Origin of the sequence: Brachybacterium hainanense (assembly GCF_042434575.1) — a bacterium.
Lineage (GTDB): Bacteria > Actinomycetota > Actinomycetes > Actinomycetales > Dermabacteraceae > Brachybacterium > Brachybacterium hainanense.
Genome location: NZ_JBHLSV010000017.1, coordinates 67,132 through 82,987, shown reverse-complemented (window position 1 = coordinate 82,987; position 15,856 = coordinate 67,132). Strand labels below are relative to the sequence as shown.

The following is a 15,856-nucleotide window of genomic DNA, read 5'->3' as shown; positions in this document are numbered from 1 at the left end:
GCAAACATTTTCGATTGAGAAGCGCGTGCCCGTCAGAAACGATTCTCCGAAGCGAGGATCTCTCCCCGTTCCCGTCCCGTTCACCGGGGCACGAGGAAGTACATTACGCCGAAGCGGAACCCCGCGCAAGTCGGAGCCGGGGTCATCCGGCGTGGTCTGCGCCACGTCACCGCTGGTGGCGAGCGGATCCGGTCCGCGGTCCCCGCTTCCGCGCTTCCGCACCCTGTCGTACCGTGCAGGCACCGCCCGCGCCGCGCAGGTCCTGCCGGTGCCGGCGTCGCACGCACCGACCCGAGGAGCCTCCGTGACCCCCAGCCCCGCATCGCTGCTCCTGGAGGACGGCGCCCGACTCGAGAAGGTCGCCTCCGGGGCGCAGTGGGCGGAGGGCCCCCTCTGGATCCCCGGCCGCCGGGCGCTGCGGTACAGCGACATCCCCGGGGACCGCATCCTCGAGTACTCCGAGGAGAGCGGGGAGCTGAGCGTCCACGCCACGGGCGTCGGGTTCACCAACGGCCGCACCCTGGACCTCGACGGCACGGTGCTCGAGTGCTCCCATGGGATGCGCGCTCTTCTGCGCGACGCTGCGGAATCCGCCGGCGGGATCCGGGAAGCGAGCGTCGTCGTCGACCGCTACGGGGACCATCGGCTCAACTCCCCCAACGACGTCATCGTCTCCTCCGACGGGACCATCTGGTTCACCGACCCCTCCTACGGCATCAAGCGGCCCGCCGAAGGGCACCCCGGGGAGGAGGAGTACGGCGATCGGTACGTGTTCCGCCTCGACCCGCGCACCGGAGTCCTCGCCCCGGTCGTCATCGACGTCGAGACGCCCAACGGCCTCGCCCTGTCCCCCGACGAGTCGGTCCTCTACGTCTCCGACTCCTCCCTGCAGCCCTGCGACCTCGCGAACCCGAACCCGGCCCGGCCCCGGGGCCATGCCATCCACGCCTACGACGTGGTCGAGGGCCGGCACGCCAAGAACGGCCGCCTGCTCGTCGAGGTCGACCCCGGCCTGCCCGACGGGATCCGGGTCGACGTCGACGGGAGGCTCTGGAGCTCGAGCGCCTCCGGGGTGCAGGTCTTCTCCGCCGCGGGGGAGAAGCTCCTCGACATCGCCGTCCCCGAGATCGTCGCGAACCTCGCCTTCGGCGGCGAGGACGGCCGCACCCTCTACATCACGGCGACCACGAGCCTCTACCGCATCCGCACCACCACGCGCGACGCCGCGGCCGCTCTGCGCTCCCGCCTGGAGGATTGAGCGGTGCCGACCTGGTCCCGCGCGGTCCATGGCGTCGTCTTCGCGGTCGCCGCCCTGACCCTGATCCTGCAGTTCGCCCTCACCGGCACCGGACCGGCGGACCCGACCCTCCCCGACCCCGGCGTGCTGCCCTCCGTGGTCCGCTTCTTCTCCTTCTTCACGATCCTCTCGAACATCATGGTCGCCGCGATCTCGCTGCTGCTGATGCTGGACCGCCCTCTGAGCCTCCCGGTGCGGGTGCTGCGCGTCGACTCCCTGGTCGCCATCGTCATCACCGCGGTGGTGCACTGGTTCCTGCTGCGGCCGCTCGGCACGCCCGAGGGTTTCCTGGGCATCCTCGACGACTCGCTGCACGTGGTCGTCCCCCTCCTCGCCGTGCTCGCGTGGCTCGTCGCCGGACCGCGCACCGCCGTGGACGCCGCGCCGGGCACGAGCGTCGCGGTCCTGCTGGGCGCCCTCGCCTTCCCTCTCGTCTACGCGGCCTGGACCTTCGCCTACGGTGCGATCTCGAGCTGGTACCCGTACGGCTTCATCGACGTGACGGTGATCGGGTACGGGCCGGCGCTGCGGATGGCAGGGATCATCCTCGCCGTGTTCGTGGGTCTCGCGGCGGCCGTGGAGGGTGTCGAGCAGGTCCGGGCCCGGATGCGCCTCGGGTAACGCACGCCCGGGCTTTTGAAAAAGCGGGCGCTTTTGAAAAACGAACCCCTTCCCTTATGGAATCAGGCTTTCCTTCCTAGCGGAGAGGCGGAACGGGAGTTTATGGTGGGGCATCCGCCGCGGCCCGCCCGGGCCGGATCCCCGAAGGAGGACCCCATGTCCGTCGTCGATATGACCCCCGTGACCGAGTGCACCGTCACCGACTGCTCCTACAACCACGACGGCTGCCACGCCTTCGCCGTCACCGTCGGCCAGGACTCCCGCTGCGCGACCTTCGTGCCCCTGGACGTCAAGGGCGGCCTGTCCAAGGTCGTCTCCCAGGTCGGTGCCTGCCAGCGCACGGCCTGCCTGTTCAACAAGGACCTCGAGTGCAGCGCGGCCTCCGTCCGCATCGGCGGCATCGGCTCCGATGTCGCCAACTGCCTGACCTACACCGAGGCCTGAGCCCCACTCGAGGACCGGCGGAGGCGCGCATCGCCCCCACCCGGCCCGGGAGCGGATACGGTCATCGCCGCCTCCCGGTGCCCGCCTCCCACCAGTCCAGGACCCGGCGAGCGTGGAGAGTGAGCCAGGGCGAGGGCTCGCCCTCGGGGACGTCGACCTCGAACCACACCGCTCCGGGCAGGACGGGCCCCTGCAGCCAGGTGCCGTCCGCCTGCCGCGCGGCACGGACCATCTCGACCGCCTCGGCCGCGCGAGCATCTGGCCGGGTGCCATCCAGCGCCGATGCCCGACGAAGGTGCTCCAGCGCCCGCAGCACACTGTAGGCCCAGCGGAAGGGGTACCGGAAGCGGTCGACGAACGGGCCGACGCTCTCCCCGGTCGAGAGGCGCCGGTGCAGGCGGCGCCGCAGCAGGTACTCCTCCCCTCGGCGGCGCGCCGCCCGGGTGGCCGCCGTCCCGCCGGTCGTCTCCTCGAGCGCCAGCAGCCCGCCCAGCGCGTTCACGGTCGAGTGGAACGATGAGCGCTCCGCCCCCTCGACCCAGTCGCAGTTCCAGCCGCCGTCCTCCAGCTGATGCTCGACGAACCAGTCCGCGATCGCCCCGACCTCCGCGCCGAGCCACAGGCCGTTCGCGAGCGTCATGGCGTTGATGCAGCAGTCCACCTCGCCTCCCCAGTAGGGCAGGTCGTCGTACTCCCAGCGTGCGGTGCGGGCGAGCCGTTCGACGGTGCCGTTCTCCTGCAGAGGCGCAGGGTCCGCGCCCCACTCGCGCAGGGCGGTGAGGCTCCAGGTGGTCGCGGTCCACGGCTGGCCGGGAAGGTCCTGGTTCGCCGGGTCCTCGAAGAAGCCACCGGGGAAGTACGCCCCTCCCGCCCACATGCCGTCCTCGCCCTGCAGACCCAGGAGCCGCGCGCCGAAGCCCTCCAGGACGACACGACGGCGCGTCGCCTGCCACTGCTGCGGCGGAGCGCCGAGCAGGTCGCGCTCGACCTGCCACCTCAGGGCGGGATCGGTCGCCAGGAGCCAGGCGTCCACGTCGTCGGCGGCCATGGGACTCCTCCTGCTCCTGGTCAGGCCCGGTGGACGTAGAGGTCGCGCAGCAGCGCGATCTCGGACAGGTGATGGATGAGCTCGCGGTTGATGTGTGCGACGAGGGTGGCACGCGGCTCCTCGGCGAAGGGTCCCTCCGCGGGCCCGGTGGGCGCCGCGAGGTCCTCCGTGCTCCAGGTGCGGACCCCGCGCATCCAGCGGGCGTACTCCGCGTCGAACTGCGCGAGCGCTCCCGCCGCCGTGCCGGCGTACTCCCAGGTCATGTAGTCGGCAGGAGGCCCGTCGTGGTGCCCGTGGCTGCGGGCCGCGAGCACGCCGACGATCACGTGCCCAAGCCGCCAGGCGATCGTCGTGAACGGGGCCGGTCGCGGCTCCGGGAACTCGACGTCGATCACGAACTCACCGCTGCCGCCCTGGATCGCAGCCCGTGAGGACTCCGCGCGCGGATGCACGCTCCACACCGGGCTCCGGTCGGTGGTGGGGTCGTAGAAGTACTCCTCGTCCGTGAGCCCCTCCAGCCGCGGACGCAGGTGCTCGGTGACGTGCCAGTCGATCTGCTCGATGAGGACCCGGGGGACGTCCAGGGTCTCGTCATGGGTCGTGGTCATCGCCCTCACCATCCTTCCGGCGGCCAGGTGCCGCCCTCTGCCCGTGCGTTCAGCTCGTAGGTGCCCTTGCCGTCGATGCTCTCGCGGATGATGTCCGCGTGCCCCGCGTGGCGGGCGTGCTCCTCGATCTGGTGCAGGGCGTACCAGCGCACGGTCCACGTCTTCCGGCCCTCGAACCAGGGCTGGTCCGGGTACGGGCCGATGGCGTCGAGGTCCGCGGCGCGCAGTACCTCCGCGAGCTTCTCCGCCGCGGCGTGCAGCTCCGCGATGAGGACCGGCGCCGTGTCGTCCTCGCGGACCGCCTCCGGGGCGATGGTCCCCTCCGCCTGGCGCTGCTCGGGCGTGCGCGGCGCCTCCGGGCCGTACTCGGGCGCCGCGGCGATGTGCAGCGCCGCGCCCTCCGCCATCAGGATCGCGTGCCGGGCGAGCGCGCCGAGGCTCATCGCCGAGGCGCTGGGGGTCTCCCGGATCTGCTCCGGGCTCAGCCCGTGGAGGGCCGTGGCGATCTGGACGATCTGCTGCGAGGCGAATGTCGCGAGGGAGTCGTTCTCTCCGGTCGAGACTGCGGTCAGGAAGCCCATCTCGTACTCCTTCATCGGTGTGGTCCTGCGGATGCCACCGATCCTGCCGGAGGATGCGGACAGGATCTGTCCGCTGACTCCGGCACACTGGTCCCATGAGCGACGTGACGAGGCGTGCCCTCCGGCTCCTGTCCCTGCTGCAGTCCCGCAGCGTGTGGACCGGGCCGGAGCTGGCCGACGAGCTGGGAGTGACCACGAGGTCGGTGCGGCGCGACATCGACCGCCTGCGGGAGCTGGGATACCCCGTGCTGGCGTCGAACGGGCACGGCGGCGGCTACCAGCTGGGGGCCGGCAAGGCACTGCCACCGCTCGTGCTCGAGGGGCAGGAGGCCGTCGCCGTCGCCGTGGGACTTCGCCTCGCGGCCGGCTCCGGCATCGACGGGCTCGAGGAGCAGGCGCTGCGGGCGCTCACCGCGATCGACCGGATCCTGCCGCCCACGGTGCGCACCGAGGTCGCGGCCGTCAGCGACGTCCTCGACGTGCTCGACTCGGGTCCCGGCGGGGTCACCTCGCCGACGCTCCTCACCCTCGCCCGCGCCGCCCGCGAGAACCTCGAGGCGCGCATCGACTACGAACGGCGCGACGGCGAGCGCATGACCCGGCGCGTCGAGCCGTACCGGGTGCTGTCCGTGTCGCACCGCTGGTACCTCTTCGCCTGGGACCTCGACCGCGAGGACTGGCGCACCTTCCGCCTGGACCGGATGCATGCGGCGCGCACCACGACGTTCCGCTTCCCACGACGCCCTACCCCCGACATCGCGGCCCACGTGCGGGAGTCCCTCTCCCTCGGCGCCTACCAGACGCAGGCGCGAGTCCGGGTGCTGCGCCCGGCGGAGGAGGTCGCCCCGCACATCCCGGCGATGGTCGGCACGGTCGCGGCCGACGACCCCGATTCCTGCATCCTGCGGATCGGCGCCTGGGATCTGCGCTGGGTCGCCGCACATCTCGCATACCTCGACCTCCCGGTCGAGGTCCTCGATCCGCCCGAGCTCGCCGCGGAGATCGAGAACATCGCGCAGTGGGCAGGACGCGGAGGCAGGGGCCGGTAGCGCGGTCCGGGGTCAGGTGCTCCCCCGGCCCAGCGCGGCACCCAGGAACCCGCGGGCGAGGGCGATGACCTCCTCGGGCCGGTCGTAGGTGACGATATGACCGGCGTCGGGGATCGTGACCAGCCGCGAGCCGGGGACGACGGCGGCCGCCTCCCGCATGACGGCGTCGGCCACCAGCGGATCGTCCCCGCCCCGCACCCACAGCGTGGGCACGGAGAGCCTCGGCAGCAGGGGAAGCAGGTTCAGCCGCATCCGTCGCGGACCGTACGCCTCGACCTGCCAGTCGTCCAGGGCCCGTTCGCCGTGCACGTGCTTCGCGCGCGCCTCCTGCGCCGCGAGCCCGAGGATCTGCTCCAGATCAGGAGTCCGCTCCCCCGCGCTCAGGCTCCCGATCATCGACCGGCGCACCACCCCCGGGAAGCGGGCCAGGATCCAGCTGCAGGCGCGCAGCAGCCCGGGCGTGCGCAGCATCATCCAGGTCGTCAGCTGCGCCGGGCGCCGCTCCTCGATCCCGCCGGGGGCGATCGCGAGCAGCGCGCTCACCCGGTCGGGACGGCGCAGCGCGAAGCTCGTCGCGAGCCCTGCTCCCATCGACAGCCCCAGCAGGCCCACCCGCGGCAGGCCCAGCACGTCCAGGAGCTGCTCGAGGAGCCGGCCCAGACGCTCGTCGTCCAGGACGCCCTTCCAGGGCCTGCTCCCACCATGGCGGGGCAGGTCGATGACGTGCACGTCATACGCCTCGGCGAGCGCCGGCGCGACCCGACGCCACACGCCCTGCCCCGTGTCGAGCATCGCCCCGTGCAGGAGCAGCAGGGGCGGGGCGCCCACGGGACCGCCGCGGAACAGCCGCACCGGGCCTCCCCCCACGTGCAGAACGACCGGGGCGTCGAAGAATCCGGACATCGGGCGTCCTCCAGGGTCGGGGCGGGGCGTCCTGCCGTCCTCGCAGGCTACGCGGCAGACGCGGAGGTGTCGACACCCCGCCGGCACGGGGCCCCGGAGGCGCCTTCGCGGAGCCGCGGGCGTCAGGGCAGCGGACCGCAGCTCTGCCGCAGCAGCACGTCCACGGGCAGGCGAAGCTCGCAGGCATCGGCCCCCGGGTCTGCGAGGCGGCGCAGCAGCAGCTCGATCGCCCGGATCCCCAGATCGACCATCGGCTGACGCACCGTCGTGAGCGTCGGCGTGGCGTACCGCGACTCGTCGATGCCGTCGAAACCGGTCACCACGCAGGTGCCCGGCACCTCCACGCCGCTCTCGCGCAGCGCCGCAAGCGCTCCCAGCGCACTCTGGTCGTTCGCCGCGACGACCGCCGCCGGCACCTCGCGGGCAAGATGCGCGGCCATCACGTCATGGCCCGCACGCCAGGTGAAGTCCCCCAGCAGCGCGCTCCACACGACATCCCTGTCCGCGACCGCGTCCCGGAACCCGGCCTCGCGGGCGGCCGCGTCAGGAGAGTCCGGCGGCCCGGCCAGGTACAGCACGGGCCCGCGAGGCTTGACCGCGAGGACGTGGCGCACGAGCGCGGCCATGCCGCCGCGGTTGTCCGCGCGCACCGCATCGGACCCCGCCCCCGCCTCCCCGGCGATCGTGACCAGGGGGGTCCGCCCTGCGCTGCGCAGGAGCAGGTCCTCCGGCACGGTGCGCGCCACCGCCGCGAGGCCGTCGACCCGGCCGGCCAGATCATGCACGACCACGTCCCGGCTCACGCTCGTGCCCGCCGCGACCAGCAGCGCGTAGCCGGCCTTCCAGGCCGCGGCCTCGGCGCCGCGCACCAGCTGCTCGAAGTACCGGTTGCGGTAGGGATCCGCCTGCCGTCCGTCGCGGTCGTCGAGGAAGGCGACCGTGCCGCCCTCCTCGCCGACCGGTTCGCGCAGGCTGGTCGTGGGGATGTCGTGGCCCGGGATCAGCAGTCCCAGCACGCCCGTCCGGCGGCCCGCGAGGCCGCGCGCGCTCGCGTTGGGGACGTAGCCCAGCTCTTCGACCGAGGCGAGGACCCGGCGCCGCGTCGTCTCGCTCACCTTGTCGGGGTGCCGCAGCACACGGGAGACCGTGGCGATCGACACCTCGGCGTGACGCGCGACGTCGTAGACGGTCGGGGACCTGTCATCGAGCACGGCGAGCCTGGCCTTTCACGGGACACCGGTCGGAGCCGGCCACGGAGGGGACCGTCGCACAGTACCCGACCGCGGCCCGCGCCCGAGGGCGGCCTCAGAAGTGATACGGCCCGAACCGCATCCAGGCGACGAACACGGACAGGACCCCCAGCACGATCGAAGGCAGGGCGGCGCCGATGCCGTCGTCCTCACGACGCAGATGCACGAGAGCCGCGAACACCATCGTCACGCCGAGGCCCGCCGCCGCGAAGGCGCTCAGCCAGGGCGCGATGCCCAGCGCCGCCGGAACGATCAGACCGATCGCCCCGAGCACCTCGAGCGCCCCGATGCCGCGCACCGTCGGATGTGGGAAGTCTTCCACCCAGGGCGTCCGCTCGATCAGACGCTCCCGGGAGTGGACCAGCTTCGTCACCCCCGAGAACGCGAAGACCAGCGCGAGAAGTCCGGCCAGGGTCCACAGCAGGATCTCCATACGACCATCTCCTTCGACGATCCGACGCGGGCGCGCGCCGGTCCTCCCCAGTATCGCCCCCCTCTGCGCCGCTGTCATCGGGACCGCTCCCAGCGGGGGTCGAGCCGGCGGACAGCTCCCGCGGAGGCGTGACCGGGAGGATCACCCTGACCCATCGACGATCGGAAGGACCGTCATGAGCACCCTGAACAGGCTCGTCGGCATGGCGAAGAAGGCCCTCGGCTCCGCGCACGGCGCCTCCTCCCACGGCACCTCCTCCGGGACCGGGGACTGGCGCACGATGGTGCGCTCCGCGGCCGATGCGATCACCGGCGACGGAGGCGGGAGCGGGAGCACGCATCCGGGAGGCCCGACGCGGAGCGCGCCGGCCGCACGGACCTCCTCGACCCGCGGCGGGGCGACCCTGTCCGGCGAGGACCAGCGGGCGATCGCCCGCTACGACTACCTCGTGCGCACCGCGGATCCGCAGCAGCTCGAGCAGGTCCATCGCGAGGCCTTCGACCGCCTGACCCCGCAGCAGCGGGCCCAGGTGCAGGCGCGGATGCGGGAGGAGCTCCCGCCCGCCGAGCAGCCCCGCTCCGATGCGAGCGCGGACCTCGCCCGCAGCGCGACCCGCCTGGGCGCGATGGATCCGCGCCGGCTCACGGGGCTGCTGTCCCGTGCAGGCCGCTCGGGCACGGGCCGCTCGGGGGCGGGGCGCGCGGCGGCGATCGGCATGGCGGGCGCGGCCGGCGGGATGCTGGCCGCGGTCGCGGGCAGCGCCGTCCTCACGAGCATCGGCGGCTCGCTGCTCGCCTCTGCGATCGGGGAGGGGATCGACGTCGATGCGCTCATGCCGGACCTGCAGCTGGACCTCGGCGAGCTGGGCGCTCTCGGCGATCTGAGCGCGAACGACCTGGCCGACGGGGTGTCGGGGCTCGGGGACGTGAGCCTGAACGACGCTCTGGGCACCGACCTCGGCGAGATCGACCTGGGCGACCTGGGCGGCTTCCTCGGCCGCTGAGGGACCTCCCGCCTCCCGCAGGTGGGCTAGGGTTCATCCGTGACACGGGGTGCCGCGGCATGCGGCTGAGATGACACCCGTCGAACCTGATCCAGTTCATGCTGGCGGAGGGAATGTCGCAGCGGCCGCGTGCCGCCATGCCCTCGCGCCACCCGTCGAGAGGCACCCGATGCGCACCGTCCCCCTGTCCGAGCAGATCGTCGTCGTCACCGGCGGCGCCCGCGGTCTGGGCCGCGCGATCACCGAGGCGTTCCACCGCGAGGGCGCCCGCGTCGTCATCGACCATCACCGCAGCACCGAGGCCGCCCGCGCCCTCGCCGAGCACCTGGGCGAGCGGGCCCTCGCCGTGCAGGCCGACGTCCGCGACCGCACCGCTCTCGACGCGCTCATGGCGCGCGCGCAGGAGCACTTCGGAGCACCCGTGACGACGGTCGTCTCCAACGCGCTCCCGGACTTCTCCTTCGACGGGGACGCCCGGGCGAAAGCTCCGGACATCGGCTACGAGGCCTTCGCCGCCCAGTTCGCGGGCACCGTGCAGGGCACCGTGAACCTCGTACAGGCGGCCCTGCCCCATTTCGCGGCCGCGGGCGGCGGGCAGGTCCTCACCATCGGCACGAACCTGTTCCAGAACCCCGTGGTCCCCTACCACGACTACACCGCCGCGAAGGCCGCTCTTCTGTCGCTGACCAGGACGTTCTCTACAGATCTGGGGCCGATGGGCGTGCGGGTGAACATGCTCAGCGGCGGGCTGCTGCGCACCACGGACGCGAGCTCCGCCACCCCGGAAGCGGTGTTCGACGCGATCGCCGCGGGCACACCGCTGGGGACGGTGACCACTCCGGAGGAGTTCGCCGACGCGGTGCTCCTGCTCGCCTCGCCGTGGGCGCGGGCGATCACGGGGCAGAACCTGGTCGTCGACGGCGGGCTGGTGAAGGGGTGATGGCCGCAGAGGGTGATCCGTCCGTGGCTCCCCGCACCGTCACCGCATCGTGATGTCGATCACCATCCGGGAAAGTAGGCTGGTGAGACGCCGCGCAGCTGCTCGGCCGGGGGCGACACACGACGGGATCTGACCATGACGTCTGCGACACGCACTCGACGACCACGGCTCGCCCTCATCACGGTCTGGGGAGCACTTGCCGTGCTCGTCGCCTGCGGCGGCCAGGAGCTGGAGCCGGCCGCTGACATCACCCTCGTCACCTCTCAGCCGCGCGGGCCGGAGGACCTGCACATGGATGCGCTCTGGAGCGGGGTGGTGAGCGAGAACTCAGGTTGCGTGGTCGTCACGGGTGGCGGTGACGTCGCCATTCTCGTCGCCCCCGACGGCTCCGAGGTCGGCAGGGACGAGGACGGGACGCTGTTCCTCGTGGTCGCTGGCGAGGCGTATCCCTTCGACGAGAAGTACGGAGGCGGCGGATTCCATCTATCGGATCTGCCCGCGAACCCCGACGCCCTCCCCGGCGCGAAAGAATGCGTCAGCGCCACGGGGGCGACGGAGCTGACGGTGATCTACGACATCGAACCGGCGTAGCGCGCCACCGGCGCGGGAACATCACGCTCCGGGAGAGGGTGACGAGCCGAGCGCGGCGTCGAGAACAGAGACATATGCGGGGTGCGCCAGCGGAACCGATGGCAGCTCTGCGGCGGTGAACCATCGCAGCCGCAGATGCTCATGAGGCGCACGGTTGCTGATCTCGCCGTGCCACCGCCGGATGCGCCACAGCGACAGGTCGATGCCCAGACCGTCGTCGATCTGGCGCTGCCACGGCTCCTCGAGCACGACATCGACGCCCAGCTCCTCCCGGAGCTCCCGGCGCAGCGCCGCTCGTGGCGACTCGCCCGGCCGGCGAGGGGAACCGTTCCAGAACCGTCCGACCGGAGGTGTCGGTCAGCGTCCACAGCACCTCGCGCACGAGGAACGGCACGTCGAGGCCGCCGCCGCGAAGGTGCTCCCAGCACTCCGGCAGGGAACTCGAGGTGTGCGGGTGGGCGATGGTGGAGTGGAACGGGTATCCGCTGAACCGCTGGGGAGGCAGGAGGATCCGGTCCCTCAGGGTCTCCAGGCCTCCGGTGCGGTCCTCGACCATGGCGAACACCCCGCCGTGACCATCGTCCTCGCAGGCGAAGACGCCGAGCCGGATGGGGAACGCCGACATCTGGTCCGCCTCGCGCGCCACGCGCTCCACCATCCTCGAAGCATATGGACCGCTCTCACCTCGTACGCCGGGCGGGGGCGTAGTGGTCAGGCGCGGTCTCCAGGACGCCCTCGCCGTGGGCGGCGGTGTGCAGGCCGGTGCGCAGCGCGTCGACCTCGGCGGCGGGCACGGTCCCGAGGATCGTGGCGATGCCTCCGGCGGTGCGCGAGGTCTCGGGGACGGCGCCGTGCCGGCCCAGGAGACCGAAGACGCCGGAGAGCGTCGTGTCCGGGGTCTCGAGCTCGAAGCGGTCCACGGGTTCGCACACGATCGTGCCCGCCCGCCGGATCGCCGCGCGGACGACGAGCTCGACGGTGCGCCGGACCTCGACCGCCCGCGGTCCGGCCGGCGGGTAGCCGCTCTCCTGGACCGTGACGCGCAGGTCGGTCACCGGCCAGCCGTGGAGGCCCTCCGTGAGCGGCGCCGCGAGATAGCCCAGGAGGGCCGACCGGTAGCCCTGGGGCGTGCCGTACACGTGCATCGGCAGCGTGAGCAGGGGCGCGGAGACCACCAGGTCGACCCCGCTGCCCGGGGCGGTCGGCTCGACGAGGACGCCCAGGCTGTAGCCCAGCAGGTGCCCGGGATCGCCCATGCGGGCCGCGGCCTCGGCAGCGCGGGCGGGACGTTCCACGCAGACGACTCCCGCGCTGTGGACCTCGACCTCGATGCCGTACTCGGAGGCGAGCGTGTCCACCAGGACCTCCTGCTGCACCACGCCGTAGAGCCGCACGCGCGTCGCCCCGCGATCGGGGCGGACCGCGATCAGCGGGTCGATGTCGGCGAGCTCGGCGAGCGCCCGGTGCAGGTCCGCCTGCTGCTGCGGGTCGGCGGCGACCATCCGGGCCTCGAGCCCCGGCGCGGGCATGCTGGACGCCGCCGGGGACCTCCGTGCCCCGATCCAGTCGCCGATGCGGGCGTCGTCGAGTCCCCGCACCCGCGCGACCTGCCCGGCGGCGACCATCTCGCGGCGCACCGTCCCGCCCGGGGCGAACACCTCGATGCCGGTGACGGTGCCGGCCCGGTCGGTGCCGAGGTCCACGCGGTCGCGCAGGCACAGGGTCCCCTCGCGCATCCGGATCGTGCAGACCCGCTGAGCCGCCGGGGAGCGCTCGATCTTGAACACCTGCGCGACCGCGGGCCCCGCATCGTCCGCGGCCGTGGGCGCCGGCAGGATCTCGGTGATCGTCCCGATCAGGTGCTCCACCCCCTCCCCCGTCCGCGCCGAGCCGCACAGCACGGGGTGGACGGCCCCGGACCGGGTGGCCTCCGCGAGCGAGGACCTCAGGAGCGGCTCGTCCGCGGACCGGGCAGGGTCGACCCATGCCTCCAGGACGGACTCGTCGTGCTCGGCGAGCACGGCCGTGGCCTGCTCGATCCAGTCCGCATCGGCGCCCGTGCACGGCTCCGCCGCGGCTCCCGGGGTGCCGGGGTCCCGCACGCGGGCAAGGGGGACGAGCGCCGGCGTCAGCCTCCCGGCGATCGCGGCGAGCACCCGCTCGGGAGCGGCGCCGGAGCGGTCGATCTTGTTGAGGAAGAGGATCGTCGGGACGCCCAGGCGCCGCAGGGCGCGGAACAGCACGATCGTCTGCGCCTGGACGCCCTCGACGGCGGAGACGACGAGGACGGCACCGTCGAGGACCGCGAGAGAGCGGTCGACCTCGGCGATGAAATCGGGGTGCCCGGGCGTGTCGATCACGGTGACGTCGACGTCGCCGGAGGCGAAGGTCGCCACAGCGGCGCGGATCGTGATCCCGCGCTGCCGCTCGAGGGACATGGTGTCGGTCCGGGTGGTGCCGTCGTCGACGCGGCCCAGGCGGTCGATGGCTCCGCCGCGCAGCAGCAGGGCCTCGGTCAGGCTGGTCTTGCCGGCGTCCACATGGGCGAGGATCCCGAGGTTGACGCGGCGCCGCGGGGCGGCGCCGGAGGGATCAGGTCGTACGGGGGCGGGCTCGTGGGCTGGGTTCATGGCTCCTCATGTGCTGGACGGACCGGGGGTCGCACATGGGTCGGCGCATGATCAGTTCCTTCGTGCTCGGCGGGGACGCGAGGTCCGGGTGCGCCGATGGTCCCGCGCGGCGGCGGGTGGGTCAACCGATTTCCGAGGACGCAGGCGCTGCTCCCGTTGGGGATCGGCGACGCCGCTGCTCCGACGGGTTCCCCGGGGCTAGCGTCCGGGCACGGTCCGCTCCACGATCTCCCGCATGGCCGCGGCTGCGGCGGCCGCCTCCCCGGCGACGACCGCGCGGCACACCTCGGCGTGGAGGGCGACGTCCCGGGCATCGGGAGCGAGGTCGGCGCGCTCGAGCAGGGCCCGGTCGCGCAGGCCCTCCTCGATCACGCGGCGCAGGCGCGCGAACAGGGTGTTCCCGGACAGAGCGAGGACGGCGGCGTGGAGCTCGGCATCGGCTGCGAGGAAGCCCGCGGAATCCGGGGCGCGGCCGAGCGCCTTTCCCGCCGCGACGAGGCGCTCCGCCTCCCCCTCGCGCGCCAGACCTGCGGCGACGGTGCGCGCCGCGGCCGCGGCCGCTTCGGGCTCGACGGCCCGGCGCAGGGCGCGGAGCTCGTCGATCTGGACACGGCGCCCCTCCCCTCCCCGCGCGAGGCGCCAGCGGATCACCCACGGGTCCAGGGTGTCCCAGTGCTCCGCCCCGCGCACCCGCAGGCCGACCCGGCGCCCGGCGCTGAGCATGCCGAGGGAGCCGAGCACCCGGGTGGCCTCGCGGACCACGCTGCGGGAGGCCCCGGTGCGCGCGACCAGGCCCTCCACGGTGTCGGCGTGGCCCTCCGGCAGCTCCCCCGCGACGATCGCGCGGCCCAGCTCGTCGAGCACCCGGTCGAAGGCGGAGGGGCTCATGCCTGCGAGACGGGCGAGATGACCAGCTCGTCGACGCGGACGTGCGCCGGTGCATCGAGCACGAAGCAGGCCGCGCGGCCGATGTCCTCCGGGGTCAGCATGACCGCGCGGGCCTCGGCCCCGGGGACCTCGGGGCGCTGCTGGAGGAAGTCGGTCGCGACGTCGCCCGGGCACAGGTGGCAGGCGCGCACGCCGTGAGGCGCCTCCTGCTGGTTGAGGGTCCTCACCAGGGAGCCGAGCGCCGTCTTGGAGGCGGAGTAGGCGACTCCGGCGCCGGGCTGGAAGGACCATCCCGCGTAGGAGGAGATCACGACGGCGACGCCCCGGCGCGCGCGCAGATGCGGCAGGGCCGCGTCGAGGGTGCTGGCGGTCGCGGTGAGGTTGGTGGCGAGGATGGCGTCGAACTCGGCGAGGTCCTGGTCATCCCACCGGCGGCGCGGCGCGTTCAGGCCCGCGGAGATCACGAGGCCGTCGATGCCGCCGTGCTCGGCGGCGATACGGGCCGCCGCCGCGCGCACGGCCGAGCGGTCCTGCACGTCCAGCGCCACGGCGGAGGCCTCCCCACCCGCGGCCGTCACGAGCGCGACGGTCTCCCGGAGGGCATCGGCCCGCCGCCCGCTGACCACGACGCGCCAGCCGCTTCCCGCGGCGGCGAGCGCGGCGGCGCGCCCCATGCCGCTGCCGCCGCCGGTGATCCAGAGGGTCCGCATGTCATCTCCCGTCCGGCACCCGGTGGTCGAGCGCCCTCCCCAATAGTATGTTTATTGCGGTGCCCGGCGTCGAGTGCACGCCGCATCGAGGAGCGATCGATGGAGCTGGACCTGAGGAGCAGGGTCGTCGTGGTGACGGGAGCGGCGCGCGGCATCGGGGCGGTGATCGCCCAGCGGTTCGCCGCCGAGGGCGCGCGCGTGGTCGCGCTGGACCTCGCCTTCCCCGAGGAGCCGGACGCACGCCCCGTGGACCGCGTGACCTGCGACGTCGCCGATCCCTCCTCGGTCGAGGCGGCGGTCGCGGAGGTCGTCTCCCGCCACGGCACGATCGACGTGCTGGTCAACAACGCGGGCATCAACGTCGAGGGCGCGGTCGCGGACCTCGACTGGGAGCGCTGGCGCACCTGCTTCGACGTCAACGTGGGCGGCGTCTTCCTCATGAGCCAGGCCGTCGCTCCGGTGATGCAGAATGCCGGCCGCGGGCGGATCATCAACGCCGCGTCCTTCGCCGCGATCATCCCCAGCGTGGGCAGCGCCGCGTACGCCGCTTCGAAGGCCGCGGTCGTCCAGCTCACGCGCGTGCTGGCCTCGGAGCTGGGGCCCTTCGACATCACGGTGAACGCCTATGCGCCGGGCATGGTGCCCACCGCGATGAACGGCTTCGCCGACATGCCGCAGGAGGCCCAGGATCGCCTGCTGGACACCCTCTCGCTGCGCCGCTGGGAGAGTCCGGACGACGTCGCGAACCTGCTGCTGTTCCTCGCGAGCGACGCCGCCTCCTACATCACCGGCACGCTCGTGGACGTCTCCGGGGGGAAGCTCGCCACGCAGATCCCCGCTCGCGCGCACGGCCGCTGATC

General features: G+C 73.2%; 17 protein-coding genes, 1 pseudogene and 1 riboswitch. Of the genes and pseudogenes, 8 read left to right on the top strand and 10 right to left on the bottom strand.

Features of this window, described 5'->3' with window-relative positions:
- The first annotated feature begins 304 nt into the window (after nucleotides 1-304).
- From ACFFF6_RS13740 to ACFFF6_RS13730, 3 genes are all read left to right on the top strand, one after another.
- A complete protein-coding gene (locus ACFFF6_RS13740) occupies nucleotides 305-1,258 on the top strand; it encodes an SMP-30/gluconolactonase/LRE family protein (RefSeq protein WP_376981662.1) in 954 nt (317 codons plus the stop codon).
- A gap of 3 nt (nucleotides 1,259-1,261) precedes the next feature.
- On the top strand, nucleotides 1,262-1,918 hold the full coding sequence (locus tag ACFFF6_RS13735; RefSeq protein WP_376981660.1) for a Pr6Pr family membrane protein: 657 nt from the start codon (nucleotides 1,262-1,264) through the stop codon (nucleotides 1,916-1,918).
- A gap of 156 nt (nucleotides 1,919-2,074) precedes the next feature.
- Nucleotides 2,075-2,362 (top strand): DUF1540 domain-containing protein, encoded by a 288-nt coding sequence (locus ACFFF6_RS13730; protein ID WP_376981658.1) that lies wholly within the window; start codon nucleotides 2,075-2,077, stop codon nucleotides 2,360-2,362.
- Between the two features lie 61 nt (nucleotides 2,363-2,423).
- Here the strand turns inward: ACFFF6_RS13730 and ACFFF6_RS13725 are convergent, their stop codons facing one another.
- The 3 genes from ACFFF6_RS13725 to ACFFF6_RS13715 are packed head-to-tail and all read right to left on the bottom strand — an operon-like array spanning nucleotide 2,424 to nucleotide 4,614.
- Nucleotides 2,424-3,410, bottom strand: coding sequence for a prenyltransferase/squalene oxidase repeat-containing protein (locus ACFFF6_RS13725; RefSeq protein ID WP_376981656.1), 987 nt, complete (start codon nucleotides 3,408-3,410; stop codon nucleotides 2,424-2,426).
- Nucleotides 3,411-3,430: 20 nt separating this feature from the next.
- Nucleotides 3,431-4,018: a DinB family protein gene (locus ACFFF6_RS13720; RefSeq protein WP_376981654.1), complete on the bottom strand. Its 588-nt coding sequence runs from the start codon at nucleotides 4,016-4,018 to the stop codon at nucleotides 3,431-3,433.
- A 5-nt stretch (nucleotides 4,019-4,023) separates the two neighbouring features.
- Nucleotides 4,024-4,614 (bottom strand): mycothiol transferase, encoded by a 591-nt coding sequence (locus tag ACFFF6_RS13715; protein ID WP_376981652.1) that lies wholly within the window; start codon nucleotides 4,612-4,614, stop codon nucleotides 4,024-4,026.
- 80 nt (nucleotides 4,615-4,694) lie between these two features.
- Here ACFFF6_RS13715 and ACFFF6_RS13710 point away from each other — a divergent pair, with 80 nt between their 5' ends.
- Complete coding sequence (locus ACFFF6_RS13710; protein WP_376981650.1) at nucleotides 4,695-5,648, top strand: helix-turn-helix transcriptional regulator; 954 nt, start codon at nucleotides 4,695-4,697, stop codon at nucleotides 5,646-5,648.
- A gap of 12 nt (nucleotides 5,649-5,660) precedes the next feature.
- Here ACFFF6_RS13710 and ACFFF6_RS13705 read toward each other — a convergent pair whose 3' ends face one another.
- From ACFFF6_RS13705 to ACFFF6_RS13695, 3 genes are all read right to left on the bottom strand, one after another.
- Nucleotides 5,661-6,551, bottom strand: coding sequence for an alpha/beta fold hydrolase (locus ACFFF6_RS13705; protein ID WP_376981648.1), 891 nt, complete (start codon nucleotides 6,549-6,551; stop codon nucleotides 5,661-5,663).
- A gap of 122 nt (nucleotides 6,552-6,673) precedes the next feature.
- Nucleotides 6,674-7,762, bottom strand: coding sequence for a LacI family DNA-binding transcriptional regulator (locus ACFFF6_RS13700; protein ID WP_376981646.1), 1,089 nt, complete (start codon nucleotides 7,760-7,762; stop codon nucleotides 6,674-6,676).
- A 94-nt stretch (nucleotides 7,763-7,856) separates the two neighbouring features.
- Complete coding sequence (locus tag ACFFF6_RS13695) at nucleotides 7,857-8,234, bottom strand: DoxX family protein (RefSeq protein WP_376981644.1); 378 nt, start codon at nucleotides 8,232-8,234, stop codon at nucleotides 7,857-7,859.
- A 175-nt stretch (nucleotides 8,235-8,409) separates the two neighbouring features.
- Here ACFFF6_RS13695 and ACFFF6_RS13690 point away from each other — a divergent pair, with 175 nt between their 5' ends.
- From ACFFF6_RS13690 to ACFFF6_RS13680, 3 genes are all read left to right on the top strand, one after another.
- Nucleotides 8,410-9,237 carry a cation-transporting ATPase gene (locus ACFFF6_RS13690; protein ID WP_376981642.1) on the top strand — a complete coding sequence of 276 codons (828 nt, stop codon included), beginning with the start codon at nucleotides 8,410-8,412 and terminating at the stop codon, nucleotides 9,235-9,237.
- A 35-nt stretch (nucleotides 9,238-9,272) separates the two neighbouring features.
- Nucleotides 9,273-9,368, top strand: a riboswitch (TPP riboswitch).
- A gap of 38 nt (nucleotides 9,369-9,406) precedes the next feature.
- Nucleotides 9,407-10,177 (top strand): 3-oxoacyl-ACP reductase, encoded by a 771-nt coding sequence (locus ACFFF6_RS13685; protein ID WP_376981640.1) that lies wholly within the window; start codon nucleotides 9,407-9,409, stop codon nucleotides 10,175-10,177.
- A 135-nt stretch (nucleotides 10,178-10,312) separates the two neighbouring features.
- On the top strand, nucleotides 10,313-10,768 hold the full coding sequence (locus ACFFF6_RS13680; RefSeq protein WP_376981637.1) for a hypothetical protein: 456 nt from the start codon (nucleotides 10,313-10,315) through the stop codon (nucleotides 10,766-10,768).
- Nucleotides 10,769-10,789: 21 nt separating this feature from the next.
- On the opposite strand, the pseudogene ACFFF6_RS13675 reads toward ACFFF6_RS13680, so the two are convergent.
- From ACFFF6_RS13675 to ACFFF6_RS13660, 4 genes and pseudogenes are all read right to left on the bottom strand, one after another.
- Nucleotides 10,790-11,071 (bottom strand): annotated as a pseudogene (locus tag ACFFF6_RS13675) (NUDIX domain-containing protein); the annotation flags it as partial.
- A 377-nt stretch (nucleotides 11,072-11,448) separates the two neighbouring features.
- Nucleotides 11,449-13,398 carry a GTP-binding protein gene (locus tag ACFFF6_RS13670; RefSeq protein ID WP_376981635.1) on the bottom strand — a complete coding sequence of 650 codons (1,950 nt, stop codon included), beginning with the start codon at nucleotides 13,396-13,398 and terminating at the stop codon, nucleotides 11,449-11,451.
- Between the two features lie 198 nt (nucleotides 13,399-13,596).
- Complete coding sequence (locus ACFFF6_RS13665; RefSeq protein WP_376981633.1) at nucleotides 13,597-14,286, bottom strand: FadR/GntR family transcriptional regulator; 690 nt, start codon at nucleotides 14,284-14,286, stop codon at nucleotides 13,597-13,599.
- Nucleotides 14,283-14,996, bottom strand: a complete 714-nt coding sequence (locus tag ACFFF6_RS13660) for an SDR family oxidoreductase (RefSeq protein ID WP_376981631.1) — start codon at nucleotides 14,994-14,996, stop codon at nucleotides 14,283-14,285. The genes ACFFF6_RS13665 and ACFFF6_RS13660 overlap by 4 nt, the downstream gene beginning before the upstream one ends.
- A gap of 99 nt (nucleotides 14,997-15,095) precedes the next feature.
- Here ACFFF6_RS13660 and ACFFF6_RS13655 point away from each other — a divergent pair, with 99 nt between their 5' ends.
- Nucleotides 15,096-15,854 (top strand): SDR family NAD(P)-dependent oxidoreductase, encoded by a 759-nt coding sequence (locus ACFFF6_RS13655; RefSeq protein ID WP_376981628.1) that lies wholly within the window; start codon nucleotides 15,096-15,098, stop codon nucleotides 15,852-15,854.
- The last annotated feature ends 2 nt before the right edge of the window (nucleotides 15,855-15,856 follow it).